This window comes from Shouchella patagoniensis, assembly GCF_002019705.1.
Taxonomy (GTDB): domain Bacteria; phylum Bacillota; class Bacilli; order Bacillales; family Bacillaceae_D; genus Shouchella; species Shouchella patagoniensis.
Window position 1 is genome coordinate 1,905,824 of record NZ_KV917377.1, and the last position, 15,237, is coordinate 1,921,060.

17 protein-coding genes are annotated in these 15,237 nt (G+C 40.9%); 10 read left to right on the forward strand and 7 right to left on the reverse strand.

Translation table 11 applies throughout. The features are described from left to right. Positions 1 to 92 precede the first annotated feature (92 nt). The 10 genes from BK584_RS10190 to BK584_RS10235 all read left to right on the forward strand — a co-directional run bounded on the left by BK584_RS10190 (position 93) and on the right by BK584_RS10235 (position 9,546). Positions 93 to 713 (forward strand): TetR/AcrR family transcriptional regulator, encoded by a 621-nt coding sequence (locus BK584_RS10190; protein WP_245808832.1) that lies wholly within the window; start codon positions 93 to 95, stop codon positions 711 to 713. 18 nt (positions 714 to 731) lie between these two features. After that, positions 732 to 1,646, forward strand: a complete 915-nt coding sequence (locus BK584_RS10195; RefSeq protein WP_078392497.1) for an ABC transporter permease — start codon at positions 732 to 734, stop codon at positions 1,644 to 1,646. Positions 1,647 to 1,657: 11 nt separating this feature from the next. Further along, on the forward strand, positions 1,658 to 2,554 hold the full coding sequence (locus tag BK584_RS10200; RefSeq protein WP_078392498.1) for an ABC transporter permease: 897 nt from the start codon (positions 1,658 to 1,660) through the stop codon (positions 2,552 to 2,554). Continuing rightward, on the forward strand, positions 2,544 to 3,527 hold the full coding sequence (locus BK584_RS10205) for an ABC transporter ATP-binding protein (RefSeq protein WP_078392499.1): 984 nt from the start codon (positions 2,544 to 2,546) through the stop codon (positions 3,525 to 3,527). Before BK584_RS10200 ends, BK584_RS10205 begins: the two co-directional genes overlap by 11 nt. After that, positions 3,524 to 4,351 (forward strand): ABC transporter ATP-binding protein, encoded by an 828-nt coding sequence (locus BK584_RS10210; RefSeq protein ID WP_078392500.1) that lies wholly within the window; start codon positions 3,524 to 3,526, stop codon positions 4,349 to 4,351. The genes BK584_RS10205 and BK584_RS10210 overlap by 4 nt, the downstream gene beginning before the upstream one ends. Next, positions 4,348 to 5,877 (forward strand): ABC transporter substrate-binding protein, encoded by a 1,530-nt coding sequence (locus BK584_RS10215; protein ID WP_078392501.1) that lies wholly within the window; start codon positions 4,348 to 4,350, stop codon positions 5,875 to 5,877. The genes BK584_RS10210 and BK584_RS10215 overlap by 4 nt, the downstream gene beginning before the upstream one ends. A 13-nt stretch (positions 5,878 to 5,890) precedes the next feature. Continuing rightward, positions 5,891 to 6,340, forward strand: a complete 450-nt coding sequence (locus BK584_RS10220) for a hypothetical protein (protein WP_078392502.1) — start codon at positions 5,891 to 5,893, stop codon at positions 6,338 to 6,340. Between the two features lie 192 nt (positions 6,341 to 6,532). Further along, positions 6,533 to 6,979 (forward strand): RNA polymerase sigma factor, encoded by a 447-nt coding sequence (locus tag BK584_RS10225; RefSeq protein WP_245808833.1) that lies wholly within the window; start codon positions 6,533 to 6,535, stop codon positions 6,977 to 6,979. 12 nt (positions 6,980 to 6,991) lie between these two features. After that, positions 6,992 to 8,179 carry a hypothetical protein gene (locus tag BK584_RS10230; RefSeq protein ID WP_078392504.1) on the forward strand — a complete coding sequence of 396 codons (1,188 nt, stop codon included), beginning with the start codon at positions 6,992 to 6,994 and terminating at the stop codon, positions 8,177 to 8,179. Positions 8,180 to 8,193: 14 nt separating this feature from the next. Continuing rightward, positions 8,194 to 9,546, forward strand: coding sequence for an MFS transporter (locus tag BK584_RS10235; RefSeq protein WP_078392505.1), 1,353 nt, complete (start codon positions 8,194 to 8,196; stop codon positions 9,544 to 9,546). A gap of 70 nt (positions 9,547 to 9,616) precedes the next feature. Here the strand turns inward: BK584_RS10235 and BK584_RS10240 are convergent, their stop codons facing one another. The 7 genes from BK584_RS10240 to BK584_RS10270 are packed head-to-tail and all read right to left on the reverse strand — an operon-like array spanning position 9,617 to position 15,234. Continuing rightward, positions 9,617 to 10,018 (reverse strand): MaoC/PaaZ C-terminal domain-containing protein, encoded by a 402-nt coding sequence (locus BK584_RS10240; protein WP_078392506.1) that lies wholly within the window; start codon positions 10,016 to 10,018, stop codon positions 9,617 to 9,619. Further along, on the reverse strand, positions 10,015 to 10,464 hold the full coding sequence (locus BK584_RS10245) for a MaoC family dehydratase N-terminal domain-containing protein (RefSeq protein ID WP_078392507.1): 450 nt from the start codon (positions 10,462 to 10,464) through the stop codon (positions 10,015 to 10,017). The genes BK584_RS10240 and BK584_RS10245 overlap by 4 nt, the downstream gene beginning before the upstream one ends. Before the next feature lie 18 nt (positions 10,465 to 10,482). After that, positions 10,483 to 11,244: a 3-oxoacyl-ACP reductase FabG gene (gene fabG / locus BK584_RS10250; protein WP_078392508.1), complete on the reverse strand. Its 762-nt coding sequence runs from the start codon at positions 11,242 to 11,244 to the stop codon at positions 10,483 to 10,485. A gap of 20 nt (positions 11,245 to 11,264) precedes the next feature. After that, positions 11,265 to 12,440 (reverse strand): acyl-CoA dehydrogenase family protein, encoded by a 1,176-nt coding sequence (locus tag BK584_RS10255; protein WP_078392509.1) that lies wholly within the window; start codon positions 12,438 to 12,440, stop codon positions 11,265 to 11,267. Positions 12,441 to 12,459: 19 nt separating this feature from the next. Continuing rightward, positions 12,460 to 13,629, reverse strand: a complete 1,170-nt coding sequence (locus tag BK584_RS10260; RefSeq protein ID WP_078392510.1) for a thiolase family protein — start codon at positions 13,627 to 13,629, stop codon at positions 12,460 to 12,462. Then, on the reverse strand, positions 13,626 to 14,036 hold the full coding sequence (locus tag BK584_RS10265; RefSeq protein ID WP_078392511.1) for a PaaI family thioesterase: 411 nt from the start codon (positions 14,034 to 14,036) through the stop codon (positions 13,626 to 13,628). The genes BK584_RS10260 and BK584_RS10265 overlap by 4 nt, the downstream gene beginning before the upstream one ends. Further along, entirely contained in the window at positions 14,029 to 15,234 is a 1,206-nt protein-coding gene (locus tag BK584_RS10270; RefSeq protein WP_078392512.1) for an ABC transporter substrate-binding protein, read from the reverse strand. Before BK584_RS10270 ends, BK584_RS10265 begins: the two co-directional genes overlap by 8 nt. Positions 15,235 to 15,237: the final 3 nt, after the last annotated feature.

Below are 15,237 nucleotides of genomic sequence, written 5' to 3' on the forward strand. Positions count from 1 at the left end.
AAAAAGCTTGACTTACTAAACCCGAGTAAATATATTAGGATTATTGGATAACCGACTGACGAGTCAATCACCAACATTGTAAAGGAGTTATTATGACTATTTCTGAAAATCGACGTCATCTTATGGATGCCGCTTTACCTTTATTTGCCGAGAAAGGGTATCACAAAACAAAGATATCTGACATCGTCAAAAAAACAGGTGTCGCGCAAGGTACCTTCTATTGGCATTTTAAAAATAAAGAAGACATTGTCCTCTGTATTTTAAAAGAAGGCGAAAAACAATTACTTAAAGTCATACATTCTGGCTATCGTGAGAAAGTAGGACATTTAGAAGATATGATTGCTTCTTCAACTCTGTTAATGACCAACTTGTTTGCTTTCGCAAAAAGAAACTCAGAATACATGCAATTGTTATTTAAAACAGGACAAGATACAGATAAGAACATTCTTACCCATATTGAAAAAACGTTTGTTTCTATTGAAAAAGCTTTTGAAAAAAACATTGCAAGAGCTCAAGAATTACATATGTTGCCTACTTATTATATAAGCAAAGATCGAGCCGCAATGCTTGTTAGCCTCATATTTGGCATGTTAGAGCGATGGTTGTTTAGCGCTACCCCTCCCTTCTATGAAAAGGGTCCAGAACAGTTTGCTGCGGAACTCGTCGAATTTGAATTCTTTGGGTTACAAGGCCATTTAAAAGCTAATACGTAAGAAAGGGAGGTGACTGTAATGGGCATCCTTAAAAAAGTATTCTTACAAGTCATACCGAGCTTGTTGATATTATCCTTTATCATTTTTTGTCTTGTTTATGTAGCTGGCGACCCTGCATCAATGATGCTACCAGAAAACGCAACAGCTGCTGATCGGGAAATGCTGCGTGATTCTCTCGGATTAAATGACCCTTTTTTGGTCCAATATATAAATTTTTTAACAGATTTAATGCGTGGCGATTTTGGCATGTCTTTACAATATCAACAACCAGCAAGTGACCTTGTCATGAGCAGACTTGCAGCAACATTAACACTGTCACTTGTCGCTATGGTTATTGCAGTTGTTATTTCAATCCCACTCGGTATCTTTGCAGCACTCAAGCGTAATACCTTTTTAGATTTTCTGATCTCTGGTGTGTCCATTGTCGGTAAAGCAATGCCAAACTTTTGGATTGGCATTATGCTTATTCTCTTTTTTGCTGTAGTTATACCGATTTTCCCTGTTTCTGGGGCCGCTTCCCCCCTGCACTTTGTCCTACCTGCTTTTACATTAGGCATTGCCTTAGCTGCAGAGATGACTCGCCTTACTCGAGCAAGTGTCCTTGAAGTCATCGAACAAGAATATGTACAAACTGCTCGAAGTAAAGGACAAAAAGAGTATATTGTAATTGGAAAGCATGTATTTTTAAATGCTCTTATTCCCGTTGTTACCATTATCGGACTACAGTTTCCCCAGTTAATTGGTGGTGCGATTGTCGTAGAAACCGTGTTTTCTTGGCCAGGTATTGGACGATTGTTGTTAACAGCAATGGAAAATAGCGATATGGCAGTCGTGCAAGCAATCGTCTTTGTTATTGCTCTCATAACCATTACGGTGAACTTATTAACCGATCTTCTTTATCGTGTGTTAGACCCGCGGATCAAATATAACTAGGAGCGACTTTTATGGATGTTATTAAGAAATCAAACCAAACGATTCGCAACCGCCTTCTGCCGAATGTATCGCCTCTAGGATTGACTGGCCTAGTAACTGTAGCGGTTATAGCGTTACTCGCCCTTTTTGCACCATGGATTGTTCCACATGATCCATTCCAAATCGATGCAACACAACGTCTTATTCCTCCCTCGTGGCTGGAGAATGGTTCAAGTATGCACTGGCTCGGGACAGACCACCTTGGGAGAGATGTTCTAAGTAGACTTATTTACGGTGCTCGCGTGTCCTTACTTGTCGGCATCATCTCCGTATTCATTTCTGGCGTGATTGGGCTAGCTCTTGGACTTGCCTCTGGCTATTTTGGTGGGTGGTTTGATGCAGTTACTATGCGAATTGTGGATGCAATGCTGGCGATTCCAACACTCCTTCTTGTTCTTGTAGCAATGGTCGTTCTTGAAGCAAACATCGTAACTTTAATTTTAGTTATTGGATTAACTAGTTGGGTACAATACACACGAGTTGTCCGTGGAGACGTGCTTAGTGTAAAAGAACGGGAATATGTGCAATCAGCACAAACACTTGGAGCAAGCCATTTCTACATCATTCGTAAACATATCTTGCCCAATGTCCTCTCTTCCTTTACTGTCATCGCTACAATTGGTGTGGGTACTGCCATATTAACCGAATCCTCGTTAAGCTTTCTTGGTTTTGGTGTTCAGCCACCAGATATTACGTGGGGAAGTATGCTTAATGATGGACGTAATTACATTGCAACAAGCTGGTGGATTGCTACGTTCCCAGGTATTGCAATTACTGTCACAGTCTTATCCATTACTTTTTTAGGTGACTGGCTTCGTGACTTTTTAGATCCTCGCTTAAAAAAAGGAGATGATGAGGATGAATCATAACCCCTTGCTTTCTGTTCGTCACTTGTCAACTGCTTTTCAAGCAAATAAACAGAAAACAACTGTTGTCAATGACCTTTCCTTTGATGTATCTCCTGGAGAGATCGTCGCTATTGTCGGGGAATCGGGTAGTGGAAAAAGCGTTACTTCGTTATCCATTATGGGACTATTAAAGAAGAATGCTATTACAAGTGGTTCTATCTATTATGGAAATAAAGATTTACTTACTTTAAACGGAAAGCAAAAAAGAGCTTTGCGTGGCAATGAGATATCAATGATTTTCCAAGAACCCATGTCATCATTAAATCCAATGTTGCGTATTCGTTCACAAATTGCTGAAGTAATAAAAATTCATAACCCTACTTGGAAAAAGGATCAAGTGAATCAGAAAACGATTTCTCTTTTAGAACAAGTGGATATTCCTAATCCAAAAGAAACGGCATCACGGTTCCCACATCAATTATCTGGAGGAATGCGTCAACGAGTTATGATAGCAATTGCACTTGCTTGTGATCCAAAGTTATTAATTGCAGACGAACCAACAACTGCGCTCGACGTAACCACTCAAGCGCAAATCCTTTCCCTCATTAAAAAATTAAATCAACAAAATGGAACAGGGGTTGTGTTCATCACGCATGACTTAAGCGTTGTTGCAGGCATTGCAGATCGTGTTCTTGTTATGTATGCCGGTAGAATTGTGGAAGAAGCAACTGTTTTTGACCTGTTTAATCAGCCGCAACACCCTTATACGATTGGTTTAATGAAAGCCATGCCGACATTAGAAACCAATTCTAACTCGCTGACAGCGATTTCTGGAAATGCACCTAACCTAGCACGTCTTCCTAATGGATGTTCCTTTCATCCTCGTTGCCCTAGAGCAACCAAAGCTTGCACAATAGAAATGCCCTTGTTAGATGAGAAAATGGATGCCCATTATGCACGTTGTATTCATCCAGGAGAGGAGAAAGGTCAATGACTAAAAAACAACCACTCCTCGAAGTAAATAATTTGAGTAAAAGCTTCTCATTAGAAAAGAAAAGTAAGCAAATACTTAAAGCGGTTGATAACGTTAGTTTTCAGATCTATGAAGGAGAAACACTTGGAATTGTTGGAGAATCAGGTTCTGGCAAATCAACAATCGCTAAAATGATCTTGCAATTGTTGTCACCAACAGAGGGCACAATTCATTTTCTTGGTACTGATATAGCTAAACAATCAAAAACAATGCAAAAAGAAAGCAAAAGTAAAATGCAAGCAATCTTTCAAGATCCCTATGCATCACTTAATCCAAGGATGAAAGCAAAAGAGATTGTAACAGAGCCTCTTACGATTCATCGAAACTTAAATAAAAAAGACCGCGATAAAGAGGCTCTTATCTTATTAAAAGAAGTTGGTCTTGATTCGCAACACCTTAATCGTTATCCACACGAATTCAGTGGCGGACAACGTCAACGACTTAGTATTGCCAGAGCTATTGCTTTAAAACCTGATCTGATTATTTGCGATGAAGCTGTCTCTGCTTTGGATGTTTCGATTCAAGCACAAATATTAAACTTGCTTAAACATTTGCAGAACATACACGGTTTGTCCTATCTTTTTATCGCTCACGGTTTGCCAGTTGTAAAACATATAAGCGACCGAGTAGCTATTATGAAACAGGGACAGATCGTTGAAATTGGAACAACAACTGAGATTTTCAACAACCCAACACACACCTATACAAAATCTTTGCTACATGCTGTCCCTCCCGCACACCCGCGGGATCGGAAAGACAATTCAACTGGAGGTTTACTACCATGAAAAAAATTCTTTCAACAAGTACTTTGATTGCGGCATTAACATTATCTGCTTGTGGCTTTAATGATCCAGATACAAGCGATTCAGAAACGGGCGGTTCAACGAATGATTATGAACAATTAACGATTGCTAACCCAGCAGATATCACCACATTTGATCCGCACAACAATAGTGTTATTACAACATCTGCAGTGTTAGTTAATGTATATAGTAAGTTGGTTCAACGAGATGAGACAGGAGATATTGTCCCTGATTTGGCTGTAAAATGGGAAGAGATTGATGACACGACTGTAGAATTCCAGTTACGCGATGATGTGACTTTCCATAATGGCGACCCGTTCACGGCATCCGATGTTAAATTTTCATTAGAACGAGTTGCCGGTGATTCTTCTTTACAGCAACATTCCACATTTAGTCAGATTGAATCAGTCGAAGTCGTAGACGAGCATACTGTGCGTATTACAACAAATGAACCTGATCCACAATTAATAAGTCGTTTGTCAACCCCAGCTGCTAGTATTTTGCCACAAGACCACTTTGAAGAAGTTGGTGCAGAATCATTTTTTCAGTCACCGATTGGGACAGGTCCATTTCAATATGAGAGCTGGCAACAAGATGAAGCAGTTAACCTAGTTAAGTATGATAATTATTTTGAAGGTGCTCCGAACTGGGAAAATGTTCGTTTCAGTGTTGTACCTGAAGATTCAACGCGTGTGTCAGAGTTGCTAACAGAAGGGATTGATATTGCCTTTAACATTCCAACCGCCGATATGGAGCGCATTGACAATAATGACGGGACACATGTCGCATTAGAACCGATTCAACGTGTCATTCAATTGTGGATGTCCAACGAGGATGGAACCACTACTTCCGACCCTGCTGTAAGGGAAGCAATTGACCTTGCAATTGACAATCAAGTAATCATTGATGAAATTTTAAATGGGAGTGCGACTGCCACTCGAACTCATATCACACCTGGTAACTTTGGAGCAGATGAATCATTGTATGACACGTATGAATACAATCCAGAGCAAGCAAAAGAAATTCTTGCAGATGCCGGTTATGAAGATGGAGTTTCAGTTGATTTATCCGTAAATAATTACTACACGGAAATGGCTGAAGTTGTTGGTGGTATGTTAGCAGATGTAGGGATAACAGCGAACATTGAACTCATCGAACAAAGTCGATTTGCCAACCAATTATTTAGCGGTGAGTTAGCAGAAAGCATTTTTGTTGGTTGGGGAAACGATATGTTTGACGCGAGCGTCTTAGAATTCTTTTTAGAAGATGGTGTGGCTCCATATACAAACCCTGAAATAGACGCATTACTTGAAGACGCAGCGTACAATATGGATGAAGAAGAGCGAGAAGCTCAATATCAAGAAGTCCAACAAATTCTTGCTGAAGAACGTGGTGCGGTATACTTGTTCCAACTTCAAGGACGCTACGGCGTTAATGATCGACTCGATTATACACCTCGTCTCGATGAACTTTATTATGTAAATGACATCACATTATCAGAAGACTAAAAGGAGAGATTAGATGACACGACCAGCACTTTCACAATGGGACGCTTTTATGGTTGAAACATTGCTTGCAAAAGGCATGTCACAGCAAACCTTAATCCAGCATATTCAAAACGAAAACGCCGATGCTTTGAATGCATATGATCAAACGTTTAATTACTCCGACCTCATTCAAACAGCAAAAAAAGCACCTAAAATACTTTTAGAAGCGATCGAAACGGGCTACACGATCAAGTTTGTATCAAATTTCGGCATTAAACGCTTGCTTGGATTAAAGTTTGGATTCGAAGACGGCGTTGATTATCATATGTCAGAAACCCGTTTTGACAACTTAACATTAACTGAAAATCAATTACACGTATTTCAGCCAATGCTCTCTCCCAATTGGAAGCTATTTAGTGAAAAGAACAAACAAGACAAATACGAAGTAGCAATTATCCATGCTACTGCCGTGGAACAAGTTTAATAAGAGTAAAAACCTTAGCATATCCATGCTAGGGTTTGTTGTTGTTTTAATAGCTTTTCTGCGTTAGGTTCATTAAGCTAAAAACAACAAAAATTGTTTATTTATTAAAAAAGAGATTTTATTCCAACAGTTTCCCTTCTTGAAACGTTATCTCTATGAACAAAGCAAAAATGAATGGAACAGGTGATTTGTGTGGAAAGAACATTTAACGATCTTAACAAAGATTTACTACGCTTTGCCTGTTCCATTGCTAGGCATGAGCAGGAAGCTTTTGATCTAATGCAAGATGCATGGGAAAAATCTCTACATGTAAACGAACTTTCTTCTTGGCCATACCATAAGCAAAAAGCTTGGTTTTATCGGGTAATGAAAAACGCCTTAATCGATACAAGAAGAAAACAAAAACGCGAATCGGCATTAGCGGATTTGGATGAACCTGTCTTCATCGCATATGGCTTTTCAGCGTTCGAAACAACTGAATTATTACAAGCATTACCTACGAAACAAAGAGAGATTGTCTTTAAACGGTATTGGATTGGTCTTTCAAGTAATGAGATTGGTGCTGAACTAAACCTACCAGCTTCGACCGTCCGTTACCAACTCGCACAAGCGATTCAAAAACTACGGGAACAATTTTAAGGAGGAGCAAAAATGGGTCAACGAATTGGAAATGTTGGGACGTTAAATCTATTAAAAGCAACACCAGAAAGCATTGCGGAGTACGATTATATTGGGAATGTCGGTCTCGTTTTATACAATCAACAGACGGCTCCCCTACTTTCAAAACTATCAATTGGTAATATCGGGCAAACGATTAGCCTGGAAGGTGATGCCAAAATAATAACAGGTGTGCTTACAATTGATTCCAATTATTTGAAACTTCTTGAAGAGTCAACACCCCTCCTTGTAAATGGTGTTGTTATTGTCACACCAAATGTAACGGAAACAGAATTAAAGGAAACTGGATGTTCACTTATCGTTAATGGTGTCATTTATACTCCTACTCAATTAAAGAGTGCTGTTCAGACGATCGTGAAAAGCAACAGTGGACTTACACTCACCTACGAAGGCGTTGAGCCTATCATAAAGAACGGAAATTTTGAATTAACGAATCAATTTTTAGATTCAATAACCGATAAGGCTCCCATTCTTATAAATGGACTGATCACACTTGCTCAAGATCTTGACACAGCATTATTTCATTCAAAAGTTGAGCGAATAGATGTGAATGGTAAAGCTTTATTGTATCAAGAACAAGAAACCACCTTTTCTGCAAAAGCAACTGTCAATGGAAAAATTGAAGTCATACCAGCAGGTTTTATGCCGTATCGCACTAGCTTACAATTAAACATGCGCTCTATACGCAAATTTAAAAATCAGCGTATGTATACAAATAAGCCAATTATTTTCGAGAAAGAAATTAACCGTGATCAATTTAGCTCTGCGTTTCAATCAATCCACTCTACCTCGTATATCATTTGTCATGAAGAGATTGAAGACCTTGTGTATGAGACACTTAACCTAATTGAAACGGAAGTCTTTGTATACACAGAAGCCATTCGATACGTTAAAAACGAGAAGTGGTCAATAGAAGACATCAATGCATTAGATCTAGGTACTACGATTGTCGTCCATGAAAAACTCACTCTTCCTGAAGTAATAGACGATTTAATTGCTAAACGGCCAGTTATTAGTATTATTGGGGAACTTCATGTTCCTAATAATATGGTTAAAGCAGCTGTTCAATCATTGGTTCAAACGTATGACGGGCTTATTGTAAATACATCAACACAAGAAGATACTCTTGAACTTCATAATATTGGTGAACTTTCTCTTTAAGAAAGGAAAACTCTATGAGTCATAGTCAACTCGAATATGCGAAAGAGCGAATCAAACAGCTACGTGAAGAAGCGCGTTTATACCATTTATCGAAACAGGTCGCACAAAAAACAGAAAGGCCACATTCCATATGGGAAGTCCCAGGCTTTCCTAAGCTCTTTGCTTCCTATAGCATTTCAATTATTGGGCAATGGTTTGACATGGTTGCCATTATGATTGTATTTGGATACATCTGGAATGCAGATCCATTCCTTATTGCCTTAATCCCTGTTGCATACGCAGCTCCTCAAGCACTTTTTAGCCAATTTGCAGGTGTTATTGCTGAGCGAACAAATAAAATCAAATTAATGGCCATCGCAGATTTATGTACAGTTCTGTTAACAATAGGTTTGTTTTTCACCTCAACACCGATTGCAGCACTTCTTATCCTAACACTGCGAGGAATCGTTAACGTCATACATTTCCCCGCACAACAAAGTTTGATTCGCCAACTTGTTCCTGACAAACTTCGATTAAAAGCAGTAACGTGGAATGGGGGCATAAACCAAGCGGCAAAAATCTTTGCCCCACTTGTTGGTGGTGCTCTACTCACATTTATGAATCCACAATCTCTGCTGCTTATAAATGCATTTGCATTTTTTATCTCTGCTTGCTTGCTTCTATCAATGTTTCGCCTGAATAACACAACTTTAAAAGAAGACTTCCAATCTACTGACTCGGACCAGCCTTCTTTCTTTGAACAGTGGCGTAATGGTTGGCAATCTATCTTTACGACTCAAGTCCTTGCACTAACCATAAGCTTATCTTTACTTGGTATTTCCATTATCCAACTTGTTGACTCTCAATTCGCTGTGCTATTTCGCGAGCTTGCTCCAGCAAAGCCACAAATCGTTGGCTGGATTATTTCTTCTATTGGTGCCGGCGCAATCACAGTAATGATGATCCTCAATCGACTTGATGAATTAAAGCGAATTGGTTTATGGCTTAGCCTTGCTCTGCTTTTTATCGGTATTTCATTTAGTGGAATTGGTCTGCTTCAAATCAATTTCCCTCTATTTTCACCACTTCTATTTGGGTTTATAGGTGGGATTGGAACCGGGATTGCGATGGTTGTTTCCAATTTCGTTATTCAAACGATTCCCAAACCATGCGATGTAAGTACAGTAGCTGGAATATTCCAAACACTAACGAGTTTTTCCGTTTTTCTAGCCCCTTTACTTGGAGCAGCGCTTATCCATGCGGTAGGAATACAAGCGGTCTTCATTCTTTGTGGTTTCTTGCTCATTGTTGTTGGGTTCCTCCCGATGATATGGCTGCGACGCCGTTCTTCTATTTCGAGAAAGGCTGAAATGAAACATAGCGCATAATATCTCTTCTGAAGAGACAGATACTCATAAGTAAGCCACGATTACTAACTATATAATCGTGGCTTGTTCTTCATTGATACAATATATACGTTGCTTCTCCTTCAAGCGCGGATTCACCCGTTTGCTTGACAGCTTTAATCGCGAAGATTATCTCCTTATCTGTACGGCTTTGTACGTTTGCTTGGAGCGTGACAACATCCCCTAAAAAGACCATTCCCCTGAAACGAATTTGATAGGTCGCGACAAATCCTTCTTCCAGATAAGGGGTAAATAATTTCGTCAAATTGCCCATTGTCCACATACCATGGGCGATAATCCCTGGTAGCCCCGCTCTTGTCGCTTCTTCATCAATCGTATGGATTGGATTGTAATCACCTGATGCCCCTGCATATTTTATTAAGTCAAGTCTAGTAACAGGAGAAAGCTTAATCGACTTTAATTCATCACCGTGCTCAATTAAAGCAAGTGTCATACCTTCATCGCCCTCCTAACTGTTTCTGTTAAAATAATGACTTGTTTAGAAGAAAAGAGTTGCTTCCCTTTGTCATCAAGCCCCACACTTTTAACAGACAGCAATCCCATCGTTCCACTTTTTCCCTTTTTCTCCACATAATCAGCTACCTCGGAATAACAACTGACTGTTTCACCTACGAGAAGCGGTCGAACATATTCATACGTCTGTTCCCCATGAATCAAGCCTTTATCAGGTAGCTTCAATTCAGACATTTCTCCATAGTCAAATACACGTGGAAATGTTGGAGGTGCGATATTCTGCCCATACAGAGAAGCTTCACCGTATGCTTCATCTACGTAAAGAGGATGAGCATCACCTATAGACTGAGCAAAAGCTTTTACTGCTCCTCGCTCAACGATGTTTTTTGTTGGTTGTGATTTTATTCCAATCAACTGTTTAAACATTAGCCTTACCTCCATTTATCAAGCTTTTGGTCCTCCAGCAACATAGATGACTTGGCCACTGACAAATGAAGAACGTTCGTCCGCAAAAAAAGCGACTGCATTGGCAATGTCTTCAGGTTTTCCACTTCTCGCAACCGGGATTGATGCTACGCTTCCTTCAACAAGGTCTTCAAAGGAAATGCCAATTCTGGCGGCTGTTGCTTTTGTCATATCGGTTTCAATGAAGCCAGGTGCGACCGCATTCACCGTAATACCGAATTTACCCAATTCAATCGCAAGCGTTTTTGTAAATCCTTGTAAACCAGCTTTTGCTGTCGCATAGTTGGCTTGCCCTCGATTTCCCAGCGCGGAGGTAGATGAAATATTAATAATGCGTCCGTACTTTTGTTTCACCATATATCCTTGAGCTGTTTGTGAAGCGACAAACGCCCCTTTTAAATGAACATTCATGACCGTTTCCCAATCGGTATCATCCATTTTGAATAACATATTATCGCGAATCACACCGGCATTGTTCACAAGCACATCAATCGATCCAAATGCATCATGCGCTTCTTTCATCGCCACTTCGACCTGCGTACGATCCGTTACATCAGCTGCGATCGCCAAAATTTCTTGATTATTCTCCAAGAAATAGGCTTTCGCTTCTTGGAGCGCCTCTTCGTTTACATCAATAATGGCCACTTTAGCACCGTCATCTGCCAATCGTTTCGCAATTCCTCGCCCAATTCCACGACTTCCTCCTGTAATAAAGACGCTTCTTCCTGTAAATACACCCATCGTTTCATTCGCTCCTTCTCCTACATAAATTGTCCGAGTTTCACATGACCTTTTAATAAATTGCGGCTAATAATGAGACGTTGAATTTCATCCGTTCCGTCATAAATGCGCCATAAACGCGCTTCTCGATACCAACGTTCAATTGGTAATTCCCTCGTATAACCCATGCCCCCATGAATTTGCAAAACACGGTCAATAATGTCATTCGCTTTCGTTGCTCCAAATAATTTCGCAATTGAGGCTAGATGACGATTGTCTTCGCCTTGATCAAGGGTATAAGCTGCATTTAAGACGAGCCAGCGCATCGCTTCAAGCTCAACAGCTGAATCAGCAATCTGCCATTGGATAGCTTGGCGTTCAGAAATTGGCTTTCCAAAAGTGTATCGTTCTTTTGCATAGTCAATTGCCATATTTAATAAACGCTCTGAACCACCAACCGCTCTTGCCCCAACTTGCCAACGAGCAAACCCAATCCATTCAAGTCCTAAATCATAGCCTTGATGTAATGTTCCTAGAATGTTTTCTTCCGGGACTCTAACATTGTCAAAAAAGAGTGATGCAGGTCCCCATTCACCCATCGTATGAATGTATTCTGAAGTCCATCCCATATCGCGATCAACGATAAAACACGTTACCCCTTCTCGCCCTGTTTTCGTGTACATCTCTTTGTCTGTAATTGCAATCGCCATAACAAAGTCAGCTTCGTTTCCGCCAGTAATAAATGTTTTTTCACCATTTAAGACCCATTCATCCCCGTCTTTAAACGCTGTCATTTTAATATTGCGCGTATCAGATCCAGCACCTGGTTCTGTCATCGCAAAACACGATTTTTTGTCACCGTTAATTGTAGGCACTAAATAGCGTTTCTTTTGTTCGTCGTTGCCACGGTAAAGGATGTTATCGGCTGAACCACCAAATTGAAACGGCACAAACGTCTTAGATGCTTCAATCATGACAAGGGCCATCATCAGTTGACCAAGATCAGCCCCACCGTATTCAGTTGGTGTGTTTATCCCCCAGAACCCTGCATCTTTTGCTTTTCTCTGAAGCTCTTTTATCTTTTCGGCAGATAAGCTTGGTTTTCCTTGTAGTTCATTTCGTAATACTTGATTTTCTAACGGGATTAACTCCTTTTCGACAAATTTCCTAATTGTTGCTTGCACCATTCGTTGCTCTTCATTTAAACGCAGTTCCATCTTTTTTCTCCCCTATCTTTTATGAATGTGTTCGTTCAATCAGTAAGGCAATCCCTTGACCGCCACCAATACAAGCCGTCACAAGCCCTCTACGTTTTCCCTGTCTCTCTAGTTCATAACACAGCTTAGTCACGAGCATCGCCCCGGTTGCTGCAATTGGATGCCCATGTGCGATCGCTCCTCCATTAACGTTCAATTTGGCATGGTCAAATCCAAGCTCGCGGTCAACAGCTAATGTTTGCGCGGCAAAGGCCTCGTTACATTCAATTAAATCAATTAATTCAAGTGTGACTCCAGTCCGTTTTAGTACCTGCTTTACAGCTGGAACAGGTCCAATCCCCATAATTGTTGGGTCAACCCCCGCTACTGCCCAATCAACAATACGAGCTAAAGGAGTAAGTCCACGGCGTTCTGCTTCATCTTTTGCCATTAGTACAAGAGCCGATGCTCCGTCATTCACACCAGATGAATTTCCCGCAGTTACTGTACCCCCTTCTTTAAATACTGGTGGCAAATTGCCGAGAATTTCTGGTGTAATTTCAGCACGAGGATGTTCATCTTTTTCAAATAATTGGTTGCCTTTTTTTGTTTTTACTGTAATAGGTACAATCTGGCTATCAAAAGCACCATCCTTCATCGCTTGGGCCATTCTATTCTGGCTCCGCGCAGCAAACTCATCTTGCTCTTGTCTGGAGATCTGATACTTTTCGGCTAGATTCTCTGCCGTAATCCCCATTGGTGGATTGCCTATCGTCTCAGGTACTAATCGTGCTTGCATAAATTGAGGCGGACTCCGATCAAACGCTCGTGTGGCCGGGCGAAGTAGGTGTGGCGCGCATGACATACTCTCTGCCCCACCGGCAATAACAACCGTACTCCGCCCACTTTGAATCTGTTCCGCAGCAAGGGCGACACTATTTATACCTGAGCCACACTGCCGATCAATCGTTAACCCAGGAACACTGATTGGCAAACCTGCTGCAAGTAACGAAAAACGTGCAGCATTCCCTCCCCCGCTTAAACAGTTGCCGAATATCACATCTCCTACTTCAAAGCCATCAATCTCTGCTCGACGCACCGCTTCCTTGATAACTTCGCCCCCATAACTTGTGTGGTCAAGACCTGAAAGAGCCCCTCCTTTTTTTGCAATCGCTGTTCGAACTGCTGATACGATGACAGCTTCTTTCATATGTCCATCCCTGCCTTCCTCATTAATTTAAAAGTCCCGCTCCCTTTTGCTACGACCGTCCCTTCCTCCGTATAAATGCTCGCTTCAACCATTGCTGATTTATACGTGAGATTCTGAATCTTGGCTTTGGCAGTTAATTTACCTTCTTTAAAAGCAGCAAAGTAGTGAATATGGAGCGATGTTGTGACGCTTGGGGTTTCAGTCGCTTGAAACAAAGTTGTTCCCAAAATATTATCAATCATCGCTGCATGCACACCCCCATGCAACGATCCTTGTATATTTAAATGTTCTTCTTTTACTTCTAGTTCAATATAAACATTCCCTCGATCATCAACTCGATTTTCAAAGCCTAGCAGTTCGAAGAAAGGACTTTGCTTTGTCTCAAAAACAGGATGCTTCTCATTCATTCATTTCCACCACTTTGATTTCTCCGTCTTCCACTACTGCCATTCGCAGTTCCGTTCCAAGGCCACCATCATCGGATACTTCTGTTAGAGGATAAATTAACTTATCCTCTGGTATATTATTTAACCCCTCATTTAGATTCGCTCGAATGCCTGCCGTGTCATCAACAGTACCGGCCGCTTTCATCGCTTCTGCTAACATATAAACAGATAAGTAGTGATAACCCGCTTCTGAACCAGGATTTCGGTCATGTTCCTCAAAATAATCGTTAACAAAAGCTTCATTGCCATCATGAACGTCTGCACTTAAAGGTGTTACACCCACAGAGCCCTCAATCACGTCTGCTTGATCACCAAGCACTAGTTCCATCTCATCGAGCTTCGCCTGATCCATTACGAGAAACCCTCCTTCAAACCCGAGTTCACGAGCTTGCTGCATCACCTGAGACGTTGGTTCAGAAGCTCCACCTACAAACATGACATCTGGATCATCGCGCAACGCATTCGTCACTAATGTAAAAAAGTCTGTATCTTTGCTGTAATCGACAGTTCCTTCATAAACAACTTCTCCACCGAGACCTTCCCAAACAGGGGTAAGTTCTTCCGCCCAATCAAGCCCATATTGCGTATTGGTCGGAAGCATCGATAATTTCGGTCCGAACCGTTCGAGTTGGTATTTAGAAAATGGTCCGACATATTTGTCGTACGTTGGTGGAATCCGTAACGTCAACTCATTTCCTTGTGCAGTAATATCAGGTTCACTCGAATACGCACCGATTATAAAATCCTCTTGTTCATTAAATACTTGTGTTGCGAAAATCCCTCCGCTATGAGGAACATAAACAATTGGGGTATCATATTCTTGAACAAGCCTTCGTGCGTTCGCTCCAGTTTCATTAGGCAAATATTGGTCATCTAGAGTGACTAAATTAAACGAATACATCTGTCCATCTACTTCAAATCCGCCAGCTTCATTAATTTCGTTAATCGCCATCGTCAACCCACTTGCTGCATTTTGTCCATAGAATGCAGCGGCTCCAGATAACGGCCCGCTGAAACCAAGATTGATTACTTCGGTTCCGACCACTTTTTCGATCGCTTCACCTTGTTCTTCATTGTCTCCCCCAACAATTGTGTCATCGCCGATACATCCAACAAGCAAACCAATAGCACCTACAACAGTAAACAGCATTCTCTTCATGCC

Bases quoted from the DNA above. Each gene is read 5' to 3' on its own strand.
- BK584_RS10190 (WP_245808832.1), top strand. From the start codon at position 93: ATGACTATTTCTGAAAATCGACGTCATCTTATGGATGCCGCTTTACCT.
- BK584_RS10195 (WP_078392497.1), top strand. From the start codon at position 732: ATGGGCATCCTTAAAAAAGTATTCTTACAAGTCATACCGAGCTTGTTG.
- BK584_RS10200 (WP_078392498.1), top strand. From the start codon at position 1,658: ATGGATGTTATTAAGAAATCAAACCAAACGATTCGCAACCGCCTTCTG.
- BK584_RS10205 (WP_078392499.1), top strand. From the start codon at position 2,544: ATGAATCATAACCCCTTGCTTTCTGTTCGTCACTTGTCAACTGCTTTT.
- BK584_RS10210 (WP_078392500.1), top strand. From the start codon at position 3,524: ATGACTAAAAAACAACCACTCCTCGAAGTAAATAATTTGAGTAAAAGC.
- BK584_RS10215 (WP_078392501.1), top strand. From the start codon at position 4,348: ATGAAAAAAATTCTTTCAACAAGTACTTTGATTGCGGCATTAACATTA.
- BK584_RS10220 (WP_078392502.1), top strand. From the start codon at position 5,891: ATGACACGACCAGCACTTTCACAATGGGACGCTTTTATGGTTGAAACA.
- BK584_RS10230 (WP_078392504.1), top strand. From the start codon at position 6,992: ATGGGTCAACGAATTGGAAATGTTGGGACGTTAAATCTATTAAAAGCA.
- BK584_RS10235 (WP_078392505.1), top strand. From the start codon at position 8,194: ATGAGTCATAGTCAACTCGAATATGCGAAAGAGCGAATCAAACAGCTA.
- BK584_RS10240 (WP_078392506.1), bottom strand. From the start codon at position 10,018: ATGACACTTGCTTTAATTGAGCACGGTGATGAATTAAAGTCGATTAAG.
- BK584_RS10245 (WP_078392507.1), bottom strand. From the start codon at position 10,464: ATGTTTAAACAGTTGATTGGAATAAAATCACAACCAACAAAAAACATC.
- fabG (WP_078392508.1), bottom strand. From the start codon at position 11,244: ATGGGTGTATTTACAGGAAGAAGCGTCTTTATTACAGGAGGAAGTCGT.
- BK584_RS10255 (WP_078392509.1), bottom strand. From the start codon at position 12,440: ATGGAACTGCGTTTAAATGAAGAGCAACGAATGGTGCAAGCAACAATT.
- BK584_RS10260 (WP_078392510.1), bottom strand. From the start codon at position 13,629: ATGAAAGAAGCTGTCATCGTATCAGCAGTTCGAACAGCGATTGCAAAA.
- BK584_RS10265 (WP_078392511.1), bottom strand. From the start codon at position 14,036: ATGAATGAGAAGCATCCTGTTTTTGAGACAAAGCAAAGTCCTTTCTTC.
- BK584_RS10270 (WP_078392512.1), bottom strand. From the start codon at position 15,234: ATGAAGAGAATGCTGTTTACTGTTGTAGGTGCTATTGGTTTGCTTGTT.